The 17,775-nt window shown below is 64.8% G+C and carries 18 protein-coding genes; 9 read left to right on the forward strand and 9 right to left on the reverse strand.

All coding sequences use genetic code 11. The features are described 5' to 3' along the window. Positions 1 to 7 precede the first annotated feature (7 nt). The gene (locus tag KU884_RS03580) at positions 8 to 1,480 is read left to right on the forward strand and encodes an ABC transporter permease (protein WP_167781334.1); all 1,473 of its coding nucleotides are present in this window, start codon (positions 8 to 10) and stop codon (positions 1,478 to 1,480) included. Position 1,481: 1 nt separating this feature from the next. Here KU884_RS03580 and KU884_RS03585 read toward each other — a convergent pair whose 3' ends face one another. Then, positions 1,482 to 2,552, reverse strand: coding sequence for a beta-N-acetylglucosaminidase domain-containing protein (locus KU884_RS03585; RefSeq protein WP_167781335.1), 1,071 nt, complete (start codon positions 2,550 to 2,552; stop codon positions 1,482 to 1,484). 11 nt (positions 2,553 to 2,563) lie between these two features. Beyond that, positions 2,564 to 3,007, reverse strand: a complete 444-nt coding sequence (locus tag KU884_RS03590; protein WP_167781336.1) for a CBS domain-containing protein — start codon at positions 3,005 to 3,007, stop codon at positions 2,564 to 2,566. Positions 3,008 to 3,176: 169 nt separating this feature from the next. On the opposite strand from KU884_RS03590, the gene KU884_RS03595 reads away from it, so the two are divergent. Next, positions 3,177 to 3,827 carry an HAD-IA family hydrolase gene (locus tag KU884_RS03595; protein ID WP_167781337.1) on the forward strand — a complete coding sequence of 217 codons (651 nt, stop codon included), beginning with the start codon at positions 3,177 to 3,179 and terminating at the stop codon, positions 3,825 to 3,827. Between the two features lie 26 nt (positions 3,828 to 3,853). Here KU884_RS03595 and KU884_RS03600 read toward each other — a convergent pair whose 3' ends face one another. Next, entirely contained in the window at positions 3,854 to 4,408 is a 555-nt protein-coding gene (locus tag KU884_RS03600; RefSeq protein ID WP_167781338.1) for a PaaI family thioesterase, read from the reverse strand. A 100-nt stretch (positions 4,409 to 4,508) separates the two neighbouring features. Here KU884_RS03600 and KU884_RS03605 point away from each other — a divergent pair, with 100 nt between their 5' ends. The 5 genes from KU884_RS03605 (at position 4,509) to rplS (ending at position 7,593) form a co-directional block, all read left to right on the forward strand. Then, complete coding sequence (locus KU884_RS03605; protein ID WP_167781339.1) at positions 4,509 to 5,525, forward strand: M20/M25/M40 family metallo-hydrolase; 1,017 nt, start codon at positions 4,509 to 4,511, stop codon at positions 5,523 to 5,525. Positions 5,526 to 5,630: 105 nt separating this feature from the next. Further along, positions 5,631 to 5,897: a 30S ribosomal protein S16 gene (rpsP, locus tag KU884_RS03610; RefSeq protein WP_167781340.1), complete on the forward strand. Its 267-nt coding sequence runs from the start codon at positions 5,631 to 5,633 to the stop codon at positions 5,895 to 5,897. Between the two features lie 31 nt (positions 5,898 to 5,928). Continuing rightward, positions 5,929 to 6,438 (forward strand): ribosome maturation factor RimM, encoded by a 510-nt coding sequence (gene rimM / locus KU884_RS03615; protein ID WP_167784101.1) that lies wholly within the window; start codon positions 5,929 to 5,931, stop codon positions 6,436 to 6,438. 20 nt (positions 6,439 to 6,458) lie between these two features. After that, complete coding sequence (gene trmD, locus KU884_RS03620) at positions 6,459 to 7,220, forward strand: tRNA (guanosine(37)-N1)-methyltransferase TrmD (RefSeq protein WP_167781341.1); 762 nt, start codon at positions 6,459 to 6,461, stop codon at positions 7,218 to 7,220. Positions 7,221 to 7,239: 19 nt separating this feature from the next. Then, entirely contained in the window at positions 7,240 to 7,593 is a 354-nt protein-coding gene (rplS, locus tag KU884_RS03625; protein ID WP_167781342.1) for a 50S ribosomal protein L19, read from the forward strand. A 99-nt stretch (positions 7,594 to 7,692) separates the two neighbouring features. Here rplS and KU884_RS03630 read toward each other — a convergent pair whose 3' ends face one another. Then, positions 7,693 to 8,613, reverse strand: coding sequence for a DMT family transporter (locus tag KU884_RS03630; protein WP_167781343.1), 921 nt, complete (start codon positions 8,611 to 8,613; stop codon positions 7,693 to 7,695). A 100-nt stretch (positions 8,614 to 8,713) separates the two neighbouring features. Between KU884_RS03630 and KU884_RS03635 the strand changes: the two genes are divergently transcribed. Next, positions 8,714 to 9,223, forward strand: a complete 510-nt coding sequence (locus KU884_RS03635; RefSeq protein ID WP_167781344.1) for a hypothetical protein — start codon at positions 8,714 to 8,716, stop codon at positions 9,221 to 9,223. A gap of 47 nt (positions 9,224 to 9,270) precedes the next feature. On the opposite strand, the gene KU884_RS03640 is transcribed toward KU884_RS03635, so the two are convergent. The 5 genes from KU884_RS03640 to KU884_RS03660 all read right to left on the reverse strand — a co-directional run bounded on the left by KU884_RS03640 (position 9,271) and on the right by KU884_RS03660 (position 16,697). Then, entirely contained in the window at positions 9,271 to 11,685 is a 2,415-nt protein-coding gene (locus KU884_RS03640; RefSeq protein ID WP_167781345.1) for a class I SAM-dependent methyltransferase, read from the reverse strand. Positions 11,686 to 11,692: 7 nt separating this feature from the next. After that, positions 11,693 to 13,021, reverse strand: a complete 1,329-nt coding sequence (locus tag KU884_RS03645; protein ID WP_167781346.1) for a TRAP transporter large permease subunit — start codon at positions 13,019 to 13,021, stop codon at positions 11,693 to 11,695. Next, positions 13,021 to 13,545 (reverse strand): TRAP transporter small permease subunit, encoded by a 525-nt coding sequence (locus KU884_RS03650; protein ID WP_167781347.1) that lies wholly within the window; start codon positions 13,543 to 13,545, stop codon positions 13,021 to 13,023. The genes KU884_RS03645 and KU884_RS03650 overlap by 1 nt, the downstream gene beginning before the upstream one ends. A 97-nt stretch (positions 13,546 to 13,642) precedes the next feature. Then, complete coding sequence (gene dctP / locus KU884_RS03655; protein WP_167781348.1) at positions 13,643 to 14,938, reverse strand: TRAP transporter substrate-binding protein DctP; 1,296 nt, start codon at positions 14,936 to 14,938, stop codon at positions 13,643 to 13,645. 232 nt (positions 14,939 to 15,170) lie between these two features. Further along, a complete protein-coding gene (locus KU884_RS03660) occupies positions 15,171 to 16,697 on the reverse strand; it encodes a CoA-acylating methylmalonate-semialdehyde dehydrogenase (protein ID WP_167781349.1) in 1,527 nt (508 codons plus the stop codon). 175 nt (positions 16,698 to 16,872) lie between these two features. Between KU884_RS03660 and KU884_RS03665 the strand changes: the two genes are divergently transcribed. Next, positions 16,873 to 17,757, forward strand: coding sequence for an AraC family transcriptional regulator (locus tag KU884_RS03665; protein WP_167781350.1), 885 nt, complete (start codon positions 16,873 to 16,875; stop codon positions 17,755 to 17,757). Positions 17,758 to 17,775 lie beyond the last annotated feature (18 nt).

The raw sequence follows: 17,775 nt of genomic DNA on the forward strand, positions 1-17,775 counted from the left end.
AGGGGTCATGCCCGTAACTGCTGCCGTCCGCACTACGCTGGGTTTTATCGCCGTCGCGATCATCTGCGTGTTCTTCGCGGACCTGGCCATTACCACCTCGGATCCGTGGACCGACCTGCGACGTCTGGCCATGGGGTTCCTGGCGCCGGATTTCACCGCGGTGGACTACGTGGGCGAGGCGCTGATGCGCACCCTGGCGTTCGCGTTCACCGGTGTTGCCCTGGGTGTGGCGGGCGGTTTTCTGCTGGCGCTGGTGTTCCGCTATGCCCTGGTGCGGGCCTTCTGTGCCTTTATTCGGGCCATCCACGAGCTCTTCTGGGCGCTGATTTTCCTGCAGTTCTTTGGCATCCACCCGTTAAGCGGTGTGTTGGCGATTGCGATTCCCTTCGCCGGGGTGTTCGCCAAGGTCTACTCGGAGATCCTGGACGAGACCGATCCCACCCCACTGCATGCACTGCCCTTCGGCGTCGGCACTCTGTCGGCATTCCTGTTCACCCGCGTGCCCGAGGCATGGCCGCACCTGGTGAGCTACACCGCTTACCGGCTGGAGTGCGGCCTGCGCTCCAGCGCCATACTCGGGTTTGTCGGGTTGCCCACCCTGGGGTTCTATCTGGAGTCTTCGTTTGCCCAGGGGCAGTACGCCGAGGTGGGTGCACTGATGATCCTGTTCTACGTGCTCATCGCCACCATGCGCTGGTGGCTGCGGCCTAGGCTGCTGCCGTTCTACCTGGCGGCGGCGCCGTTCCTGCTGGGCTCGGGGCTGCCCATTGTCTGGAGCAACGTCGGACGGTTCTTCACCGAGGACATCGTGCCCCGGCCACTGCGCACCGGCGACGGCTGGTCCGGCCTGGGGTCCTGGTTGTCGGAGCTGCTGGTCAATCAGGCGCTGCCCGGCATCGTTAACACCATCGTGCTCACGCAGATCGCGCTGGTGGCTACGGGGCTACTCGCCATCGTGGCCTTCCCCTGGATTTCCCGGCATTTCACCGGCCGCATGGGCGGCACGCTCGGCCACGTGCTTCTGGTCATTTTCCGCTCCACGCCGGAGTACATGCTGGCGTTCATTCTGCTGCAGCTGTGGGGGCCGTCCATGCTGCCGGCGGCCGTGGCGCTGGCCATTCACAACGGCGGAATCATCGGCCACCTGGTGGGCAGGCGCAGCAACACCCTGAATCTGCGAGCGGATGCGGCCCGCGGCATCAACCGGTACGCCTTCGAAGTCGTGCCCCGGGTGTATGGGCCCTTCCTGGCGCTACTGTTCTACCGCTGGGAGATCATCATGCGCGAGACGGCGATCCTGGGGATTCTGGGTATCGCCACACTGGGCTTCTACGTCGACAACGCCATCCAGGAGATCCGTTTCGACCGTGCCATGGTGCTGATTCTCATCACTGCGGCGCTGAATATCGGTGTCGACGCGCTGGCGCGCTATCTGCGTCGCCGCCTGCAGCTACGGACCACGCCGCGCCTGGAGCCGTGACTCATGCGCCTGTCGGCGCGATCTCGTCGGCGGGAGCGCCGTTCAGCCAGTCGACGATTTCCCGGGCCCCGGGGTGTTCGAAGGCCTGGTAGCGGGCCACAAGCATTGAGCGCTGTGTGGGGGTGAGACGATCCCGGCCGCGATCGACGAGCAGCGGCAGATCCTCCAGCACGTGCTCGCCCAGCTCGCTGCCCAGAACGGCCACCGCCGCCTGCCGCTGGGCGTGGCCGTACCGGTAGTCGTCACAGTCGCGGTACCTGGCTGGCAGGGTCAGTGCCGGAATGCAGCTTAGCCATCCCTGCAGTGCCGGGTTGATGGCATGTCCCGCAACGGCATCGGCCAGAGCCGCGGATCGGCCGGTGAATCCCCGCAGGTGCAGGTGCTCGCGGGCGGTGCCGCCGTCATTGACCGGGTAATTGTCCCAGAGCGTCGGCGGCCGCCCGAGTTGATCGGTGACTGACGCGAAGCTGCCGGGAGTGATCTCCGCCGGGCATATTTCTTCCCCTGCCCAGTAGACGTGCACCGCCGGGTCTAGGTGATTCCCGAGCTGGCGCAGGTAATTCGCGGGGCGCGGGCCGAAGAGCTCGTCCAGCAGGGGGGCGTCCGAGTAGTAGGTCGGGCAGACGAACAGCCGTTCGGCGTGGGTGGCGTCGGTCACCCGATGGGCGAGGTCCGCCTGACGCAGCGCCAGGTTATCGCTGTCGTCCCCGGCAATGTCGTCGAACAGCAGCAGCAGGTCATCCGCGCCGATGCGGTCGATCTGCTGTACGCGCTGGAGCAGGCGGGCAAGCCCTTCCTCATCCTGGTCGCTCTGCAGGCCCACGGGACTCAGGCCGATACCGAAACGCATCCCGCAGGCACGGCAATGGTCGGCGAAGGACGCCAGCTCAGCGAACTCCACCTCTGGCCACGGTTCGCGCCACTGTTCGCGCACATGGGGGTCGCTCTTGGCCGCGTAGTGGTAGAACGTGTAGCCGTGGTCGGCCAGGAGGCGCGAGACCCCGTAGCGGGTTGCCCAGGGCCAGGGACGCCCGTAGTATCCCTCGACGATGCCGAGTGCCGGCGCGGTCATCGGCGCCCGCGTCAGGCCTGCGCGCCGTAAATGTAGCGGGTCAGGTCGTCGATGGTATGTTCCTGCTCGCTGATGGCCCACTTGGTGAGGTCACCGGCGGACACCATGCCCAGCAGGTCGTTATTGTCGTCATAAACAGGCAGGTGACGCAGGCGCTTCTGGGTACACAGGGCCATGGCCTCGCCGACGGTGATCCTGGGCGACACCGTGGCGATTTCGGTGGTCATGACTTCGGCTACGGTGGTCGCCTGCGGATCACGACCCTGGTGGACGACCCGTCGCATCAGGTCACGTTCGGTGAAAAGCCCCTGCAGGCGGCCGTGGTCCATGACCATGACGCAGCCGACGTTGCTCTCTGCCATGATGTCCACCGCCTCTTTCACCGAGGCGTTCTCACTGATGGTGAACAGTGCCTGGGGTTTTTCTTTGAGAATCGCGCCGAGCAGCATTTCCATGGGGTGGTCTCCTCACCTTGTGCTCCTGGTACCCATCAGCTTAGCAGCCTGCCAGAGCACGAATGCGCCAGGTGCTGAACGAGGGTTGGAATAGTGTCTATTGCACCACCTCATTAGACCATTGCACTGGCTGGTTGATCCGTCATTCTGCAAGGTAAGGAGTTCATGCATGACTATTACTGCGGTTTTCTGGGATTTTGGCGGGGTACTCACCACCAGTCCCTTCGAAAACTTCCGGCGCTACGAAGAGCAGCATGGGCTGCCCCGGGATTTTCTGCGCACCATCAATGCCACCAATCCCGACAGCAATGCCTGGGCACGTTTCGAGCGCAGCGAACTGGGCCTGGACGACTTCGATCAGGCCTTCGCCGAAGAGAGTGCCGCGGCGGGCCATCGGGTTCCGGGGAGTGACATTATCCGGCTGCTTTCTGGCCAGTTGCGCCCGGAAATGGTGGACGCGCTGCGCCGGATTCGCGGGCAGTACCGGATTGCCTGTATCACCAACAATGTCCGCGCCGGTGAGGGACCGAGCATGCAGCCCGACGCCGAGCGCGCCCGGGAAATCGACGCTGTGATGGCCGAGTTCGAGCAGGTGGTGGAATCATCCCGCCTGGGCCTGCGCAAGCCGGACCCGAGCATCTACCGCCACGCCTGTGAACTGATGGCGGTGTCGCCGGAAGAGGTGGTGTACCTGGACGATCTCGGCATCAACCTGAAGCCGGCTCGTGAACTCGGCATGATCACCATCAAGGTCACCGACCCCGACGCCGCCCTGGCCTCCCTGGAAGAGATCCTGGGCATGCGCCTGCGTTCCGGGTGATGCCCCTGATCCGCCAATAGCCTCTGTCAGTCCGCGGTAGGCAGATCCATGATCATGCAGGTGGTGGAGGCGTGGGCGTACAGTCGGCCGGCGGCGTCGCGGAGCTGACCCTCGGCGGTGGCCACCCGCCCGCCGGCGTGGATCACGCGCCCCTCGGCGCGGACCGGCCCGGTCTGGGGCGTGAGTGCGCGCACGTAGTTCACCTTCAGTTCCAGGGTGGTGTAGCCCTTGCCGCGGGGCAGTGTGGACTGCACGGCACAGCCGACACAGGAGTCCAGCAGCGTGGCGGCCCAGCCCCCGTGAACGGAGCCGATGGGATTGTAGTGGTTCGCCGCCGGCGTGCCCTGGAACACCACCCGACCGTGCTCGGCGTGAATTGGCAGGAAGCTCATGGTCTCGCCGATGGGCGGGTGTGGCAGTTCGCCGGAAAATACCGCCTGGAGAAACTCCAGCCCGCTGTACTGGGCAATCGTGCCGAGACGGTTGGTGTCGGCCTGTTTCAGCCGGCGGCGTACGGTGTCTGCCTCCGCTTCCCACTGCTGGCGTATGGCATTGGCATCGGTGTCCCGGTCGGTGGTCATCGGCTCCTCGCTGGGTGATTGTTTCCGGGGAGATTACACTGAAATCTGAAACCGGTGCAGTTGGTTCATGGTTGCCAGGAACCCCGCGGGAGGAGGAAGCATGCATCGGCGTGGCCTGGTGATGGCGTTGGTCCTGGCGGTGGTGGTTACCGTGCCGCTGGCGGCGCTGCTGTGGAGTACGTGGATGCCCGGCAGCCCGGAAGCCCGGGTCGGTCCGTTGCCGGACCTCCGGGGACGGCTGCTTGCCCGGCAGCTGCACAGCGACGTGGTCGCCCTGGCCGACGGCATCGGTGAGCGCAACATGCGCACGCCCGGGAGCATGGAAGCCAGCGTCCGGTGGATTGCCGGGCGCCTGGCCGGGGCGGGCCATGCGCCGGAGCGGCAGACGTACCGGATTCGCGGCGGCCGGTTCGCCGGTGCCCGGGTGAGCAACGTCATCGCCGAAGTCCCGGGTACCAGCCGTGCCGACGAAATCGTGGTCCTCGGCGCGCATTACGACACGGTTCCGGGGTCTCCCGGAGCCAACGACAATGCCTCCGGCGTTGCCGTCATGCTCGCCCTGGCGGCAACGTTTCAGGACCGACCGCAGGCGCGGACGCTGCGCTTCGTCGCCTTCGCCAACGAGGAGCACCCGTTCTTCCGGACCCGGGACATGGGCAGTCAGGCCTACGTGCGGGCCTTGCAGGAGGCGGGCGACGATGTCCGCGCCGCCATATCCCTGGATGGCGTGGGCTACTTCAGCGACGCGCCGGGCAGCCAGCACTACCCCATGGCGCCCATCGCCTGGTTCTACCCGGACCGCGGGGACTTCATCGGTTTCATTACCCGCAGTCGCGACGCGCCGCTGGTGCGGCGGGCGATCGGGGAGTTCCGTCACAGCGGCCGGATCCCGTCCCACGGCGCGGCGTTACCGGAATGGGTGCCCGGGGTGACGCGCTCCGATCACCGCTCGTTCTGGGACGGCGGCTTCCCGGCGTTTCTGGTCACCGACACCCTGCCGTTCCGGGATCCGCAGTACCATCGCCCCGGCGATACCGCTGATCGGCTTGACTACCTGGCCATGGCACGGGTGACGCTGGGACTGGAGCGCAGCCTGGAAGCGCTTGCCAATCCCTGACAGGGCCAAACGCCCCTTCACATTGGCACCAAATTCAGTACAATGCGCGATTCACTGAAGCAGCGGTTTACCGCAATCCGCGCAGTTCTGAGGGATACTCGATTCATGGTTACCATTCGTCTGGCACGCGGCGGCGCCAAGAAGAACCCGTTCTACTACGTCGTCGTCACCGATAGCCGTCAAGCGCGCGACGGCCGTTTCATCGAGCGCCTGGGCTTTTTCAACCCGGTTGCACGGGGCCAGGAAGCGAACAATCCGCTGCGCCTGAATCTCGAGCGCGTCGATCACTGGCTGGAGCGCGGTGCGCGCCCGTCCGAGCGCGTCGATCACCTGATCAAGCAGGCCCGCAAGGAGCAGCAGGCAAGCGCCTGACGAATTGCCGACGCCGGTGGGGGCAGCCGTGGTGGAGAGCGCCGAGGAGCTGATTGTTCTCGGGGAGATCTCGGGCATCTACGGCGTTGCCGGCTGGGTGCGGGTGTATTCGTACACCGACCCACGCGAAAACATTCTGGGCTATCCGGTGTGGCGCGTGCAGGCACGTGACCGCTGGACGGCGCTGGAACTGCAGAACGGGCGGCGTCAGGGCAAAGCCGTCGTGGCACAGCTCCAAGGTTGTGAAGACCGCGACCAGGCCCGCGGCCTGATCGGCTGCAAGATCGCTGTACCGCGCGCCGAGCTGCCGCAGCCCGGCGAAGGCGAGTACTACTGGGCCGATCTTCAGGGTCTGCGCGTGTACAATCGCGACGGCACGGAGTTCGGTACCGTGACGCGGCTGATGGAGACCGGCGCCAACGACGTGCTGGTGGTCTCCGGGGAGCGCGAAAGGTTGATCCCCATGGTGCCGGATGTCTACGTCCTGGAGGTGGACCTGGACGCCGGGGTCATGGAAGTGGACTGGGATCCGGATTTCTGACCACCGGCTCGGGAGCGAACATGCGCGTCGACGTGATCACGCTGTTCCCCGAGCTGGTGGAGTCGGTGGCAGCGCATGGTGTCACCGGACGGGCCGCCCGCGCGGGCCTGCTGGAGCTGGTGAGCTGGAATCCCCGCGCCGACGCCGGCGACCGGCACGGCACGGTGGACGATCGCTCCTACGGGGGCGGTCCCGGGATGGTCATGAAGGTCGAGCCGCTGCGCACCACCATTCGGCGCGCGCGGCAGGCGGTGCCGGTGCCGGCGTCGGTGGTGTACCTCAGCCCCCAGGGGCGACGGCTGCAGCAGAACGATGTCCGTGACCTGGCCGCGCAGCCGCGGGTCATTCTTCTCTGCGGCCGGTATGAGGGGATCGACGAGCGTTTGCTGAATACGGAAGTGGACGACGAGATCTCCCTGGGGGATTTCGTCCTTAGCGGCGGCGAAATTCCGGCCATGGCCGTGATCGACGCGGTCGCCCGGTGGTTGCCGGGGGCGCTGGGGCACGAGGATTCCGCCGCGGCGGATTCGTTCTCGGACGGGTTGCTGGATTACCCGCACTACACCCGGCCCGAGAGCGTTGATGGATTGCATGTGCCGGGCGTATTGCTCGGTGGCGACCACCAGGCCATCGGCCGGTGGCGGTGCAAGCAGGCTCTGGGACGGACCTGGCTGCGACGGCCGGAGCTGCTGGCAGGACAGGAACTGGACGCGGACAGCCGCAGGCTGTTGCGGGAATTTATTGACGAGTACCGGGCCGACGACCGCGACGAGCCGGTCTGAACGGGTAGAGGAAAACGGCATGACCAACATCATTGACGAGCTGAACAAGGAACAGATCGAGGCCCTGGGCCAGAAGGTGCCGGATTTCGCCCCGGGCGACACGGTGCTGGTGCAGGTGCGTGTCCGTGAAGGCAACCGCGAGCGCCTGCAGCCCTTCGAGGGCGTGGTGATCGCCAAGCGCAACCGCGGCCTGGATTCCGCCTTCACTCTGCGCAAGACGTCCCACGGCACCGGTGTGGAGCGCGTTTTTCAGACCTACAGCCCGCTGATCGAGAGCATCAAGGTCAAGCGCAAGGGTGACGTACGGCGTGCCAAGCTGTACTTCCTGCGGGAGCGCAGCGGCAAGGCCGCCCGGATCCGCGAAAAGGTCTGAGCCGGCGTCAGAGTGTGCCGCCCACGGCGGTTGCCTGCCGAAAGTCGACGACACCTGATTACCCGCCCGGAACGACTGTCCCGGCGGGTTTTCGCGCTTTTACGGACTGCGCAGGCGGGCGACCAGGGCCTCGCGTGCCCGCTGACCGGGTTCGCTGATCAGGGCCACGCCCACGGTGGCAACGGCGATCCCACCCCAGGCTGCCACCGGCATGACTTCGCCGAGAATGAGCCAGGCGATCAGAGCCGACAGCGGCGGCACCAGGAAGAACAGTGCGGATACCCGCGAGGCCAGACCGCGGCGAACCAGTGCCAGCAGCAGAGTCACGGCGATCAGCGAGTTACAGATCACCAGATAGCCCATGGCGATCAGGAACTCACCGGTCCAGTCGATGTGCACAGGCTCCAGGAGCACCGCCAGCGGGGCGAGCACCAGAAAACCCAGCCCGCACTGGACGATGTTGGCGGTGACCGGATGCTGGGCCACGCCGAAGCGTTTCTCGTAGAGGGTCGCGGAGGTCATGGCCAGCAGGGAGAGCACCGCGAACAGGACGCCGACGAGTGACGCCGCTTCCACCGTCATGCGCGTGACAATGACAATGGCCGCGCCCAGCAGGCCCAGTGCCAACCCCAGCCATCCCTGAATCCCCACCCGTTCGCCGACCAGCGGCGCTGCCAGGGCGCCCACGATGATCGGGTGCAACGAGGCGATCAGGGCCACGGCGCCGGCGGACAGGCCGTATTCCAGCGACATGTAGACCCCGCCGAAGAAGAACACTTGGATGCACAGGCCCACCACGCACACGTGTAACCATTGCGTTGGCGACTCGGGCAGCCCGGGCCTGAGTGCGACGAACAGTGGCAGCAGCACCAGCACCACCAGGAAGTAGCGTAGCGCCAGGAGCGTCATCGGGTCGGTATGGGCGAGCCCCATGGCGGCGAAGACGAAGCCGCTGGCCCATAGCAGCAGAAACAGCAGTGGGGCGCCCTGAAAGGCCCGTTCAAGAAATGCCCGATTCATTGCTGAGTTGTCCCCGCTTTATCCGGTACGATGGGCGCGATAACAATGTTTCTGGTCCATCCGGGATGTATTCCCGGCCCGATCTGGAGGAGTCGACGTGTTGAAACGCCTTGCTGGATTGTTCCTGTGTGCCGGTTTCCTGTTTGCCGGTCCTGCCATTGCCGACGACGAAGACAAGGTCCGGGATTACCTTGAAGGCACCTGCGGCCTGGCCGGTGACGGCAAGGGCTCCGCCGGCCACGAGGATTGCATGGCCGAAGAGCGAGTCTCCTTCGAAGAGAACCTCGCGGCCATGCGGGCGGACTTTGAAGAGGCCTGCGAGGGCCATGACGAAGGCAGTGACGAGCGGCAGGCCTGCCTGCGGGAGCAGGGCGACGAACTGTCCGCGCACTTCCGTGAGCGTGTCGAGGCCATTGAGGAGGATTCCATGGCGCGTGAGCTGCCGGATTTCCATGAGCGCCTCGCCAACCTCTGCTCCAGTGTCCTGCGTCAGGCGCCGGATACCCCCTCCCATGATTACTGCATTGCCCAGCATGCGATCCAGTATTCATATTTTGCCCAGGCCGTTCTCCAGGAACTGGACGACGATCCGGTCCTTGGCGGGTACTGAGAGCCTGGCGCGGTGTCGCGACCTCGCGGTCCGTGGTCGCGACACCGTCAACCACGTCGCAGGCTGAATGCCTGGGGCCGGCCATCGGTCTCCAGGGTCATCAACAACACGATCAGATAGCACGCCGCACCGGCGAACAGAACCTCGCTGAGACCCACCGTCATGGCGATGACCACCGCGGTGACGGCCCCAAGCACCGAAAATACCCCGTTGATACCCCACATCCAGGGCACCGCATGGCCGTGGCGATGCGCCTCCAGGGAGCGGATGGCCAGTGGAAACGGCACGCCCAGGGCGAAGGACAGTGGCGCCAGCAGTACCACGCTTGCAAAGATGCGACCTGCCAGGCCCATGGGCATGAGCCAGTCCAGTACTTGCGGCAGAACCACCCCGTAGAGTGCGGTCAGTGCCATGACAGCGACGGCCGCGAGCGCAATGCCCTTGCCGAACGCAGTTCGCCGGCAGCGACTGGAGGCGAGACTCCCCAGGCCCATGAACACCAGCAGCGCGAACAGGAGCACCGCCAGGGAGAGAACCGGATCGCCAAGGAACAGTGTCAGGCGCTGCACCAGGGACACCTCGATGAGCATGAAACCCAGGCCAATGGCGCCGAACAGCAGGACCGAGCGCGGCAGTCGTCGCCGGCCGTGGCCGTGGTGACTGAAGCCGCGCACCAGCGGATAGACCAGCATGAACCCCGCCGCGCCCAGCGCGGCCCAGAACAGACCCGTGACCAGAGCGGGCAGTTCCTGATCAAAGTGATAGAAGAACGGGCGGTTGTCGGTGACGGCGGAGAGGTTGTGTCCACGCTCTTCCACCTGTGATACCAGCTCCTCCAGCGACATCCGTCCCATGCCCAGGGCCTGGAGCAGCGGGTTCATCGCGCCCTGGTCGGTGACATGGGGGACGTAGCTGGCGTTCTGGGAGAAACCCACCCGGCCGGCCTGCTGCAGGATATTCCGCGCCTGTGGTGGTGCGAACGGGTCGGCGGAGACCACGAATACCGGGTAGGGGAAGGAGCCGAGGATGTAGATGTGCTCCATGGCTTCGGCGGTCTCCATGCCGCGGGCCGTGAGAGCGTCCACCGTGATCCGCAGCAGCCGCAGGATGGCCAGCTCGTCATGGGTCACCACCACCAGCTGGCCGCTGTCCGTAAGGTGGTCCATGTATTCGCCGATGGCCTGTTCGGTGAGCAGGAAGTTCTCCGTGAGCGCGAAGCCCTCGCGGCTGCGGCTGGTGTTGGTCACCGGCAGGCTCATGTAGATCAGATCGAAGGTCTCGTCGCTGCGCTTGACGTAGTGGCGCCCCTCGCCGTGGCGGACGTCGATGTGGTCGAAGTCCGTGTACAGGCCACCGCTGTAGTCACGCTGCTCACGCACCAGGTCCAGCAGTTCCCGGTTCACCTCCACGGCGGTGATCGACTCGAACCCGGCCCTGGCGGTGAGCAGCACGTCGCGACCGCCGCCGGGGCCGATGATCAGGGCGCGATCGCGGGCGTCATCGTCCATGAAGAAGAACGGGAAACGCCCCGGGAACTCGCTCTCCAGGGTTTCCACTGCGCTTCCCGGCGCCTGGAAATCGCCGCTGAAGCGGTACATGGGCGTCCCGGCGGTGCCGTCGATGTAGAGGTCCCGGTGGTCATCGGTGGCGGCATAGGTGATCAGGTCGGTGCGGCCGAAAGCGCTCCAGCGGGTATCAGCGACCTCGCCGTCACGGGGGCCGTGGATGGCGTCGTGGATCTCCTTCTCCGGGTTGTTGCCGGCCGGCAGGCTGGTGCCCACCATGCCGGAGGCCTGCAGCACCGCCAGCAGCGCGCTGACACCCAGTGCCACGGCTGCGACGGTGGCGGCCAGACGGCGTTGACCCTGCGCACCCACCAGTAGCAAAGCGCTGCCCGACGCCGCCATCAGCGCCAGTACGTAACTGCCTCCCAGCCCGCCCCAGGCGTTGAGCACCAGAATGGCGGCCACCGCGCCGAAGGCGGCGCCGGCCAGATCGGCGCCGTAGAGGGGGCCGCTGAATGCCGAGTGCTGTCGATAGAGTTCGGCGAAGAACAGGCCCGCCACCAGGAACGGCAGGAAAATCACCCCGAAGAACAGCAGCCCGTAGGCATGAATGCCCGGCAGGGACGCCATCCAGGTCACCAGGACGATGGCCAGCACGATGCCGAGGGCGGCCAGGGAACCGAACCCACTGAGCAGGGCGGACGGATCGAGCCGCTGCCAGCGACGGTGCAGGGCGTGCACCACGATCCCGCCAATGCCCAGCCCCAGCAGTGCCAGGGAGACGACGGCGAACACGTAGTGGTGGGACAGGGCTACCGAGAGCACCCGGGTCAGAGTGATCTGCAGCCCGAGGAAGGCCAGCGAAACCAGGAAAACCCCGGCGAGCAGGGTGATGACCCTGCCCGCCCGCCGTGTTGCCGCCGCTTCGCCGGTGGCGGTCGTCCCCGTTGCACTCATGGGCCGCTTACCGCGCCACGAACTGCGGCAGCCAGGTGATGATCTCCGGGAACACCGCCAGGATCACGATGGCCACCACCTGCAGGAGGAGGAAGGGCCACACCCCCTTGTAGATGTGCATCATGGTGACCCCCCTGGGGACGGTGCCCTTGAGGTAGAACAGCGCATACCCCACCGGCGGCGTCAGGAACGACGCCTGCAGGTTTACCGCAATCATCATGATCAGCCACAGCTCGTTGAAGCCCATCAGCGTCCCCAGCGGCAGGAAGATCGGGAACGTGATCAGGATGATGCCGATCCAGTCGATGAGGAAGCCCAGCAGGAACACCACCAGCATCATCATGGCGAAGGTGCCCCACATGCCGAACTGGTCATCCAGAATCAGCACCAGGTCGGTGACGACATCACGTCCACCCACGGCCATGAACACCTGGGTGAACAGCGTCGCACCCACGATCACCGCCAGCACCATGCAACTGGTGCGGGTGGTGGTCCAGGTGGCCTCCTTGACTGCCTGCCAGCTGAAGCGCCCGTAAATCGTCATCATTACCAGGGCGAGGAAGGCGCCGATGGCCGAAGCCTCGGTGGGGGTGGCGTAACCGAACCAGATGGAGCCGAGTACGCCGAAGATCAGCAGGACCGGCGGCACCATGTTGAGCAGGATCATGCCCGTGACCTGCAGGGCGGAGTAGCGGTCCCGCTCCTCCTTGGGCAGCGCCGGCCCCAGGTGAGGCTGAAACCAGCAGCGAATCAGGATGTAGAGAAAGTACAGGCCGGCAAGCAGCAGGCCGGGCATCAGGCCGGCGGCGAAGAGTCGTCCCACGGACTCGCCGGACTGGTCGGCCATGATCACCAGCATGATGCTCGGCGGGATGATGATGCCGATGGTCCCGCCGGCAGCCACGGTGCCCGTAGCCAGGGCCTTGTCGTACTGGTACTTCATCATCGCCGGGATGGCCATCAGCGACATGCTCACCACCGTGGCACCCATCACCCCGGTGACCGCGGCGAAAACGGCGGAGAGGATCACGACGGTGAGGGCGATGGAGCCGTTGAGCTTGCCGAAGGCGTAGAGCAGCGACTGGAACAGTTTGTCGGCGATGCCGGAGCGTTCCAGGATCGATGCCATGAACACGAACATGGGTATTGCGATCAGCAACGAGTTGCTGGCCGTGCTCCACATGCGGTTGGCGAACATGGGGAAGACCCGTTCGCCGAGTTCCCAGTAACCGAAGATGATGGCCAGGCCCGCGAGCACGAACGCAATGGGCGCACCCAGCAGGATGCCGATCAGCACCCCGAGAAACATGATCAGGACGGTGATTTCTGCTTCCATTATGCGTCCTCAAGCGATTTGCCGCGGACCAGGAAAAGGACGTTTTTGCCGACAATTCCCGCGAGTTGTATGCCCAACAGGACCATGCTGATGGGAATCAGCGTCTTCGCCGGATACACGGGGGAATTGAACGCTGTTGGTGCGCGCTCCCCGGATGCCCAGGAGCGTGCAGCGAAGTCGTAGGCTGTCGGGATCATTACGTAGACGAACGCGCCGATGAATACCAGGTAGACGATGGTCTCGAGCACTACCTGGGCGCGCTGGGGAAGCATCGTGGTGAACACGTCCACCACCACGTGTTCCTTGTAGTAGAGGGTATAACCCAGTGCCAGGACGAAATGCGCACAGAACAGGTAAACCAGGATTTCCTGGGTCCAGGCGTGCGGCGAACCGATGATACGCCGCGTCACCACCTCGAACAGGGCGATGCTCATGATCACGAACAGGATCCACGCGACGAAGTACTTGCCGACGTAGTAGTTGATCCGGTCGATGAATCGGACGAATGCGATCAGGGCGTTCACGGTAGCCTCCGACAGACCCGTTATAAGCGTCTGCGGCCGGCAGCTAGTGCCGCCGACCGCAGACGCCCTGACGTGAGCTTAAGGGTTCAACCCGGGATCAGTCCCGAACGGGATGATTCTCGTAGGTATCCCCCGGCTGCCAGAAGGCCTGGTCCTCGTTGCGGGCCCGGGCGTCCTCGATCACCTCCATGGTCTCCTCGTAGACGCCATGGTCCTGCGCAATCTCCACCAGGCGCTCATGGGTGTCCTGGAGGGAGTCCCAGACGTGGCCGTGCATGAATGGCTGCTGATACTCACGCCAGTCCGCCATGACCACCAGGTAGTCGTACATGGACAGGGCGAGCTTGGCATGGTCGGCGTTGTCCTCGGCATCGCTGATGATGCGGGCCTCGGTCAACTCAAGAACCTGATCCAGCACCTCGTCTTCAAGGCGGGTGATCTCAACGCCGGCTTCCTGGAACTTGCCGGTATATTCACCCGAGGTGTAGTCGAAGTACGTCCAGGACCACATCATGGTCGTCTGGGCCGCCTGCTTCATCACGAACTTGGTGAAGTCGTCCAGCTCGTCATACGCCTGCTTGTTGACCATGATGCCGGAGACGGGACCCGGCTGGTGCCAGCCCGGCTTGACGACGTAGTCGGTGACTTCCTGCAGACCCATGCTCCAGTCCACCTCGGGGACGGAGAACTCGGCGCCGTCCAGCACGCCGCGGTCCAGGGCCGCGTAAACCTCGCCACCCGGCGTAAACACCGCGGAGGCGCCCATGTCCTCGAGAATGCGGGACTGGTTGCGACCGCACTGACGCAGGCGCAGGCCCTCGTAGTCCTCCGGGCTCTCCACCGCCACGTTGGTGCGCTGGCCGGCTTCCGGCGAGGTGACGCTGTGCGGGAACCACTTGATCCCGTACTGACCATAGACCTCGTTGGACAGCTCGTAGCCCCCGCCCTGCCAGAACCAGGTCATGTAGTCATTGGGCGAAAAGATCATGGGCACTGAGGTGACCAGGGAGAACGCGGTGTTGCGACCTTCCCAGTAGCTCGGCCAGTCACTGCCCATGTCCACGGAGCCGGCCTGGACATCATCGAACATGTCGGTGGACGACGAGAAAGTGCCGCCGTCGTACCAGTCGATGTCCACGTGGCCGTGAGCCAGGGTGTTGACCAGGTCAACGTAGTAACGGTCCGGTCGCCAGAGCGTGATGGCGCTGGGCCAGGCGGTTTCGAAGATCAGCTCGCTAGGGGCATCCGGGCGTTCGATCTCGGCGTGGGCCGTGTTGTCCACCGACGAACCGAAGTAGGTGCCGGCGGCCAGCGCACCCGCAGCGACCACCGACAGCGCCGTGGCGCCGGATTTGACCGTGCTTGGGGTATGGAACGAATGTCGCTTCGTCATGGTTTCTCCTCCATTTTTACTTGCGACTTGGCATGGTGGGCCATGCCTGGATCGTTGCTTTGCTTATTGCTCCGTTCTTCACTACGTTGCTACGTCTCCTCCGCTCTGCTCAAGCCGTCGTGTAACACCATTACCACTCTACGGAGTGGAGAGGGATTCACAAAGTCGACCGACATGGACGATATTGGCCGGGCGTCGCCCCTGCGATGGAGGCGACGCCCGGCCGTTGGCCTTATTCCATGGTCGGCATGGTGAAGGCCGAACCGGAACGCACGCCCTTGGGCCAGCGGGCCGTCACCGTCTTCATCTTGGTGTAGAAGCGCACACCGTCCGGGCCGTGCATGTGCAGCGGGCCGAACAGCGAGCGCTTCCAGCCGCCGAAGCTGTGGAACGCCATGGGCACCGGAATGGGCACGTTCACGCCCACCATGCCCACCTGGATGTCGGTGGTGAACTGGCGTGCGGCGTCGCCGTCACGGGTGAAGATGGCCGTGCCGTTGCCGAACTCGTGTTCGTTGATCAGCTTCACCGCGGTCTCGTAGTCCGGCACACGGACTACGCAGAGCACCGGCCCGAAGATCTCTTCCTTGTAGATCCGCATATCCGGCTTTACGTGGTCGAAAAGGGTGCCACCCAGGAAGTAGCCGTTGTTCCCCTGGAACTCCCGCTTGCGGCCGTCCACCACCACGGTGGCGCCTTCCTGCTCGCCCAGGTCCATGTAGCTGCGGACCTTGTCCATGTGTTCCCGGGTGACCAGCGGCCCCATTTCCAGGCCCTTCTCCGCCAGGCCGTCGCCGATTTTCAGGTTCTCCACCCGCGGCTTGAGCTTTTCCACCAGCTTGTCGGCGGTTTCATCGCCCACCGCCACGGCGACGGAGATGGCCATGCAGCGTTCGCCGGCAGAGCCGTACGCCGCGCCCAGCAGGGCTTCCACGGCGCCGTCCAGGTCGGCATCGGGCATCACGGCCATGTGGTTCTTGGCGCCGCCCAGGGCCTGGACGCGTTTGCCGTGGGCGCAGCCGGTGGAGTAGATGTACTCGGCGATGGGCGTGGAACCTACGAAGCTGATGGCGGCGACGTCCGGATCCGTCAGCAGTGTGTCCACGGATTCCTTGTCGCCGTTGACCACGTTCAGCACGCCGTCCGGCGCGCCGGCCTCCTTCATGAGTTCGGCCAGATACATGGGCACCGACGGATCCTTCTCCGAGGGCTTGAGCACGAAGGTGTTGCCGCACACCAGGGCCACCGGGAACATCCACATGGGGACCATGGCCGGGAAGTTGAACGGCGTGATGCCGGCGCACACACCCACCGGCTGCATCATGCTGTGGCTGTCCACGCTGCCGCCCACGTTCAGCGAATGCTCGCCCTTGAGCAGGTGCGGGGCACCACAGGCAAACTCCACGATCTCCAGGCCGCGGGTCAGTTCCCCGCGGGCGTCCTCGATCACCTTGCCGTGTTCCCGGGTGATCAGCTGGGCAATCTCCTCGAAGTGCTTCTCGATGAGCGCCTTGTAGCGGAACATCACCCGCGCCCGGTTCAGGGGCGTCACTGCCTGCCAGGCGGGCAGGGCGTCCTTCGCTGCCTGGATGGCTTCCCGGGTGGTGGCGGCATCGGCCAGCGCGACGCTGGCGGTGACCTCACCGCTGGCGGGGTTGTGCACTTCCAGGCTGCGACCGGTGTCGCGCTCGACCTTCTGGCCGTTGATGTAGTGATGGATGTGCGGAACGGATTCCGAAACTGTGCGAACCTGAGACATGATCTCCTCCTCCTGCGAAGCAATGGAACTTGTTAGCGGGTCTGCTCTGATTGTTCCATCGCCTTATCTGATGACTAATACTTTTAGTTGTAGCAGCTTGTCCGTGTTGCGTCGATTGACGATATCGCCCCTGTGATGGACGATGTTGACTCATTCCCTGGTTGGAGGGTGAAGCATGACGGGTCCGTCCGACTGGCCACTTCCGCCGGAAGGCGTGCGCTTCATGGTGCCCCGGTTCCTGTTGCAGCGCCTGGCCGAGCACCCGTTGGCCGACGGGCTGTACCCGCGGGCCATGGGCTATTACCCCGAGGCGCTGGGGCACCGCGTGGAGCGTCAGGAGCACGCGGACCATCTGCTGCTTTATTGCGCCGGAGGGCGCGGCATGCTGCGGGTGAACCGGCGGCAGTACCCGGTGGCGCGCGGGGACCTGATGATGCTTCCGGCGGGGTTGCTGCACGCTTACGCCTCCAGCAGCCGGGACCCCTGGACCATGTACTGGGTTCACTTCGACGGCAGCGATGTGGATGCCTTCTGGGAGCAGATGCACTTTCTGCCGGACCGGCCCGTGCGGCATATCGGTGCGGCGCCGAAGGTGGTGTCCGACTTCGAGACCCTGCTGGAGGTGCGTAGCAACGGCTTTCGCGAGGGCTATTTCGTGCATGCCGCGAACCACCTGCGGCAGATGCTTTCCATGTTCGCGTTGATGATCTCCACCCACCTGCGCACGAGCTCGGGTGACGGTTTCGATCTGCAGGGCATCCATACCCTGATGCAGGAGAAACTCCACGGGCAACTGGACCTGGCCACCCTTGCCGAAGCGGCCGGCATGTCGCGGCACGGGTTTTGCCGACGTTACAAGGCCCAGACCGGAAACTCGCCCTATCAGCATTTTCTGCACCTGAAAATGGAGCGCGCCTGCTACCTGCTGGATATCAGCGACCAGCCCGTGGCGGAGATCGGCGCGGCGCTGGGCTACGATGACGCCTATTATTTCTCCCGGCTGTTCCGGAAGGTCATGGGCATGTCACCGACCCAGTACCGCGTTGCCCGTCACGGTTAAGGAAACGCTGAACAATTC

This window comes from Aquisalimonas sp. 2447 (genome assembly GCF_012044895.1).
Lineage (GTDB): Bacteria > Pseudomonadota > Gammaproteobacteria > Nitrococcales > Aquisalimonadaceae > Aquisalimonas.

Excerpts from the sequence above, each read along its gene's own strand:
- KU884_RS03580 (WP_167781334.1), top strand. The coding sequence starts at position 8 with ATGCCCGTAACTGCTGCCGTCCGCACTACGCTGGGTTTTATCGCCGTC.
- KU884_RS03585 (WP_167781335.1), bottom strand. The coding sequence starts at position 2,552 with ATGACCGCGCCGGCACTCGGCATCGTCGAGGGATACTACGGGCGTCCC.
- KU884_RS03590 (WP_167781336.1), bottom strand. The coding sequence starts at position 3,007 with ATGGAAATGCTGCTCGGCGCGATTCTCAAAGAAAAACCCCAGGCACTG.
- KU884_RS03595 (WP_167781337.1), top strand. The coding sequence starts at position 3,177 with ATGACTATTACTGCGGTTTTCTGGGATTTTGGCGGGGTACTCACCACC.
- KU884_RS03600 (WP_167781338.1), bottom strand. The coding sequence starts at position 4,408 with ATGACCACCGACCGGGACACCGATGCCAATGCCATACGCCAGCAGTGG.
- KU884_RS03605 (WP_167781339.1), top strand. The coding sequence starts at position 4,509 with ATGCATCGGCGTGGCCTGGTGATGGCGTTGGTCCTGGCGGTGGTGGTT.
- rpsP (WP_167781340.1), top strand. The coding sequence starts at position 5,631 with ATGGTTACCATTCGTCTGGCACGCGGCGGCGCCAAGAAGAACCCGTTC.
- trmD (WP_167781341.1), top strand. The coding sequence starts at position 6,459 with ATGCGCGTCGACGTGATCACGCTGTTCCCCGAGCTGGTGGAGTCGGTG.
- rplS (WP_167781342.1), top strand. The coding sequence starts at position 7,240 with ATGACCAACATCATTGACGAGCTGAACAAGGAACAGATCGAGGCCCTG.
- KU884_RS03630 (WP_167781343.1), bottom strand. The coding sequence starts at position 8,613 with ATGAATCGGGCATTTCTTGAACGGGCCTTTCAGGGCGCCCCACTGCTG.
- KU884_RS03640 (WP_167781345.1), bottom strand. The coding sequence starts at position 11,685 with ATGAGTGCAACGGGGACGACCGCCACCGGCGAAGCGGCGGCAACACGG.
- KU884_RS03645 (WP_167781346.1), bottom strand. The coding sequence starts at position 13,021 with ATGGAAGCAGAAATCACCGTCCTGATCATGTTTCTCGGGGTGCTGATC.
- dctP (WP_167781348.1), bottom strand. The coding sequence starts at position 14,938 with ATGACGAAGCGACATTCGTTCCATACCCCAAGCACGGTCAAATCCGGC.
- KU884_RS03660 (WP_167781349.1), bottom strand. The coding sequence starts at position 16,697 with ATGTCTCAGGTTCGCACAGTTTCGGAATCCGTTCCGCACATCCATCAC.
- KU884_RS03665 (WP_167781350.1), top strand. The coding sequence starts at position 16,873 with ATGACGGGTCCGTCCGACTGGCCACTTCCGCCGGAAGGCGTGCGCTTC.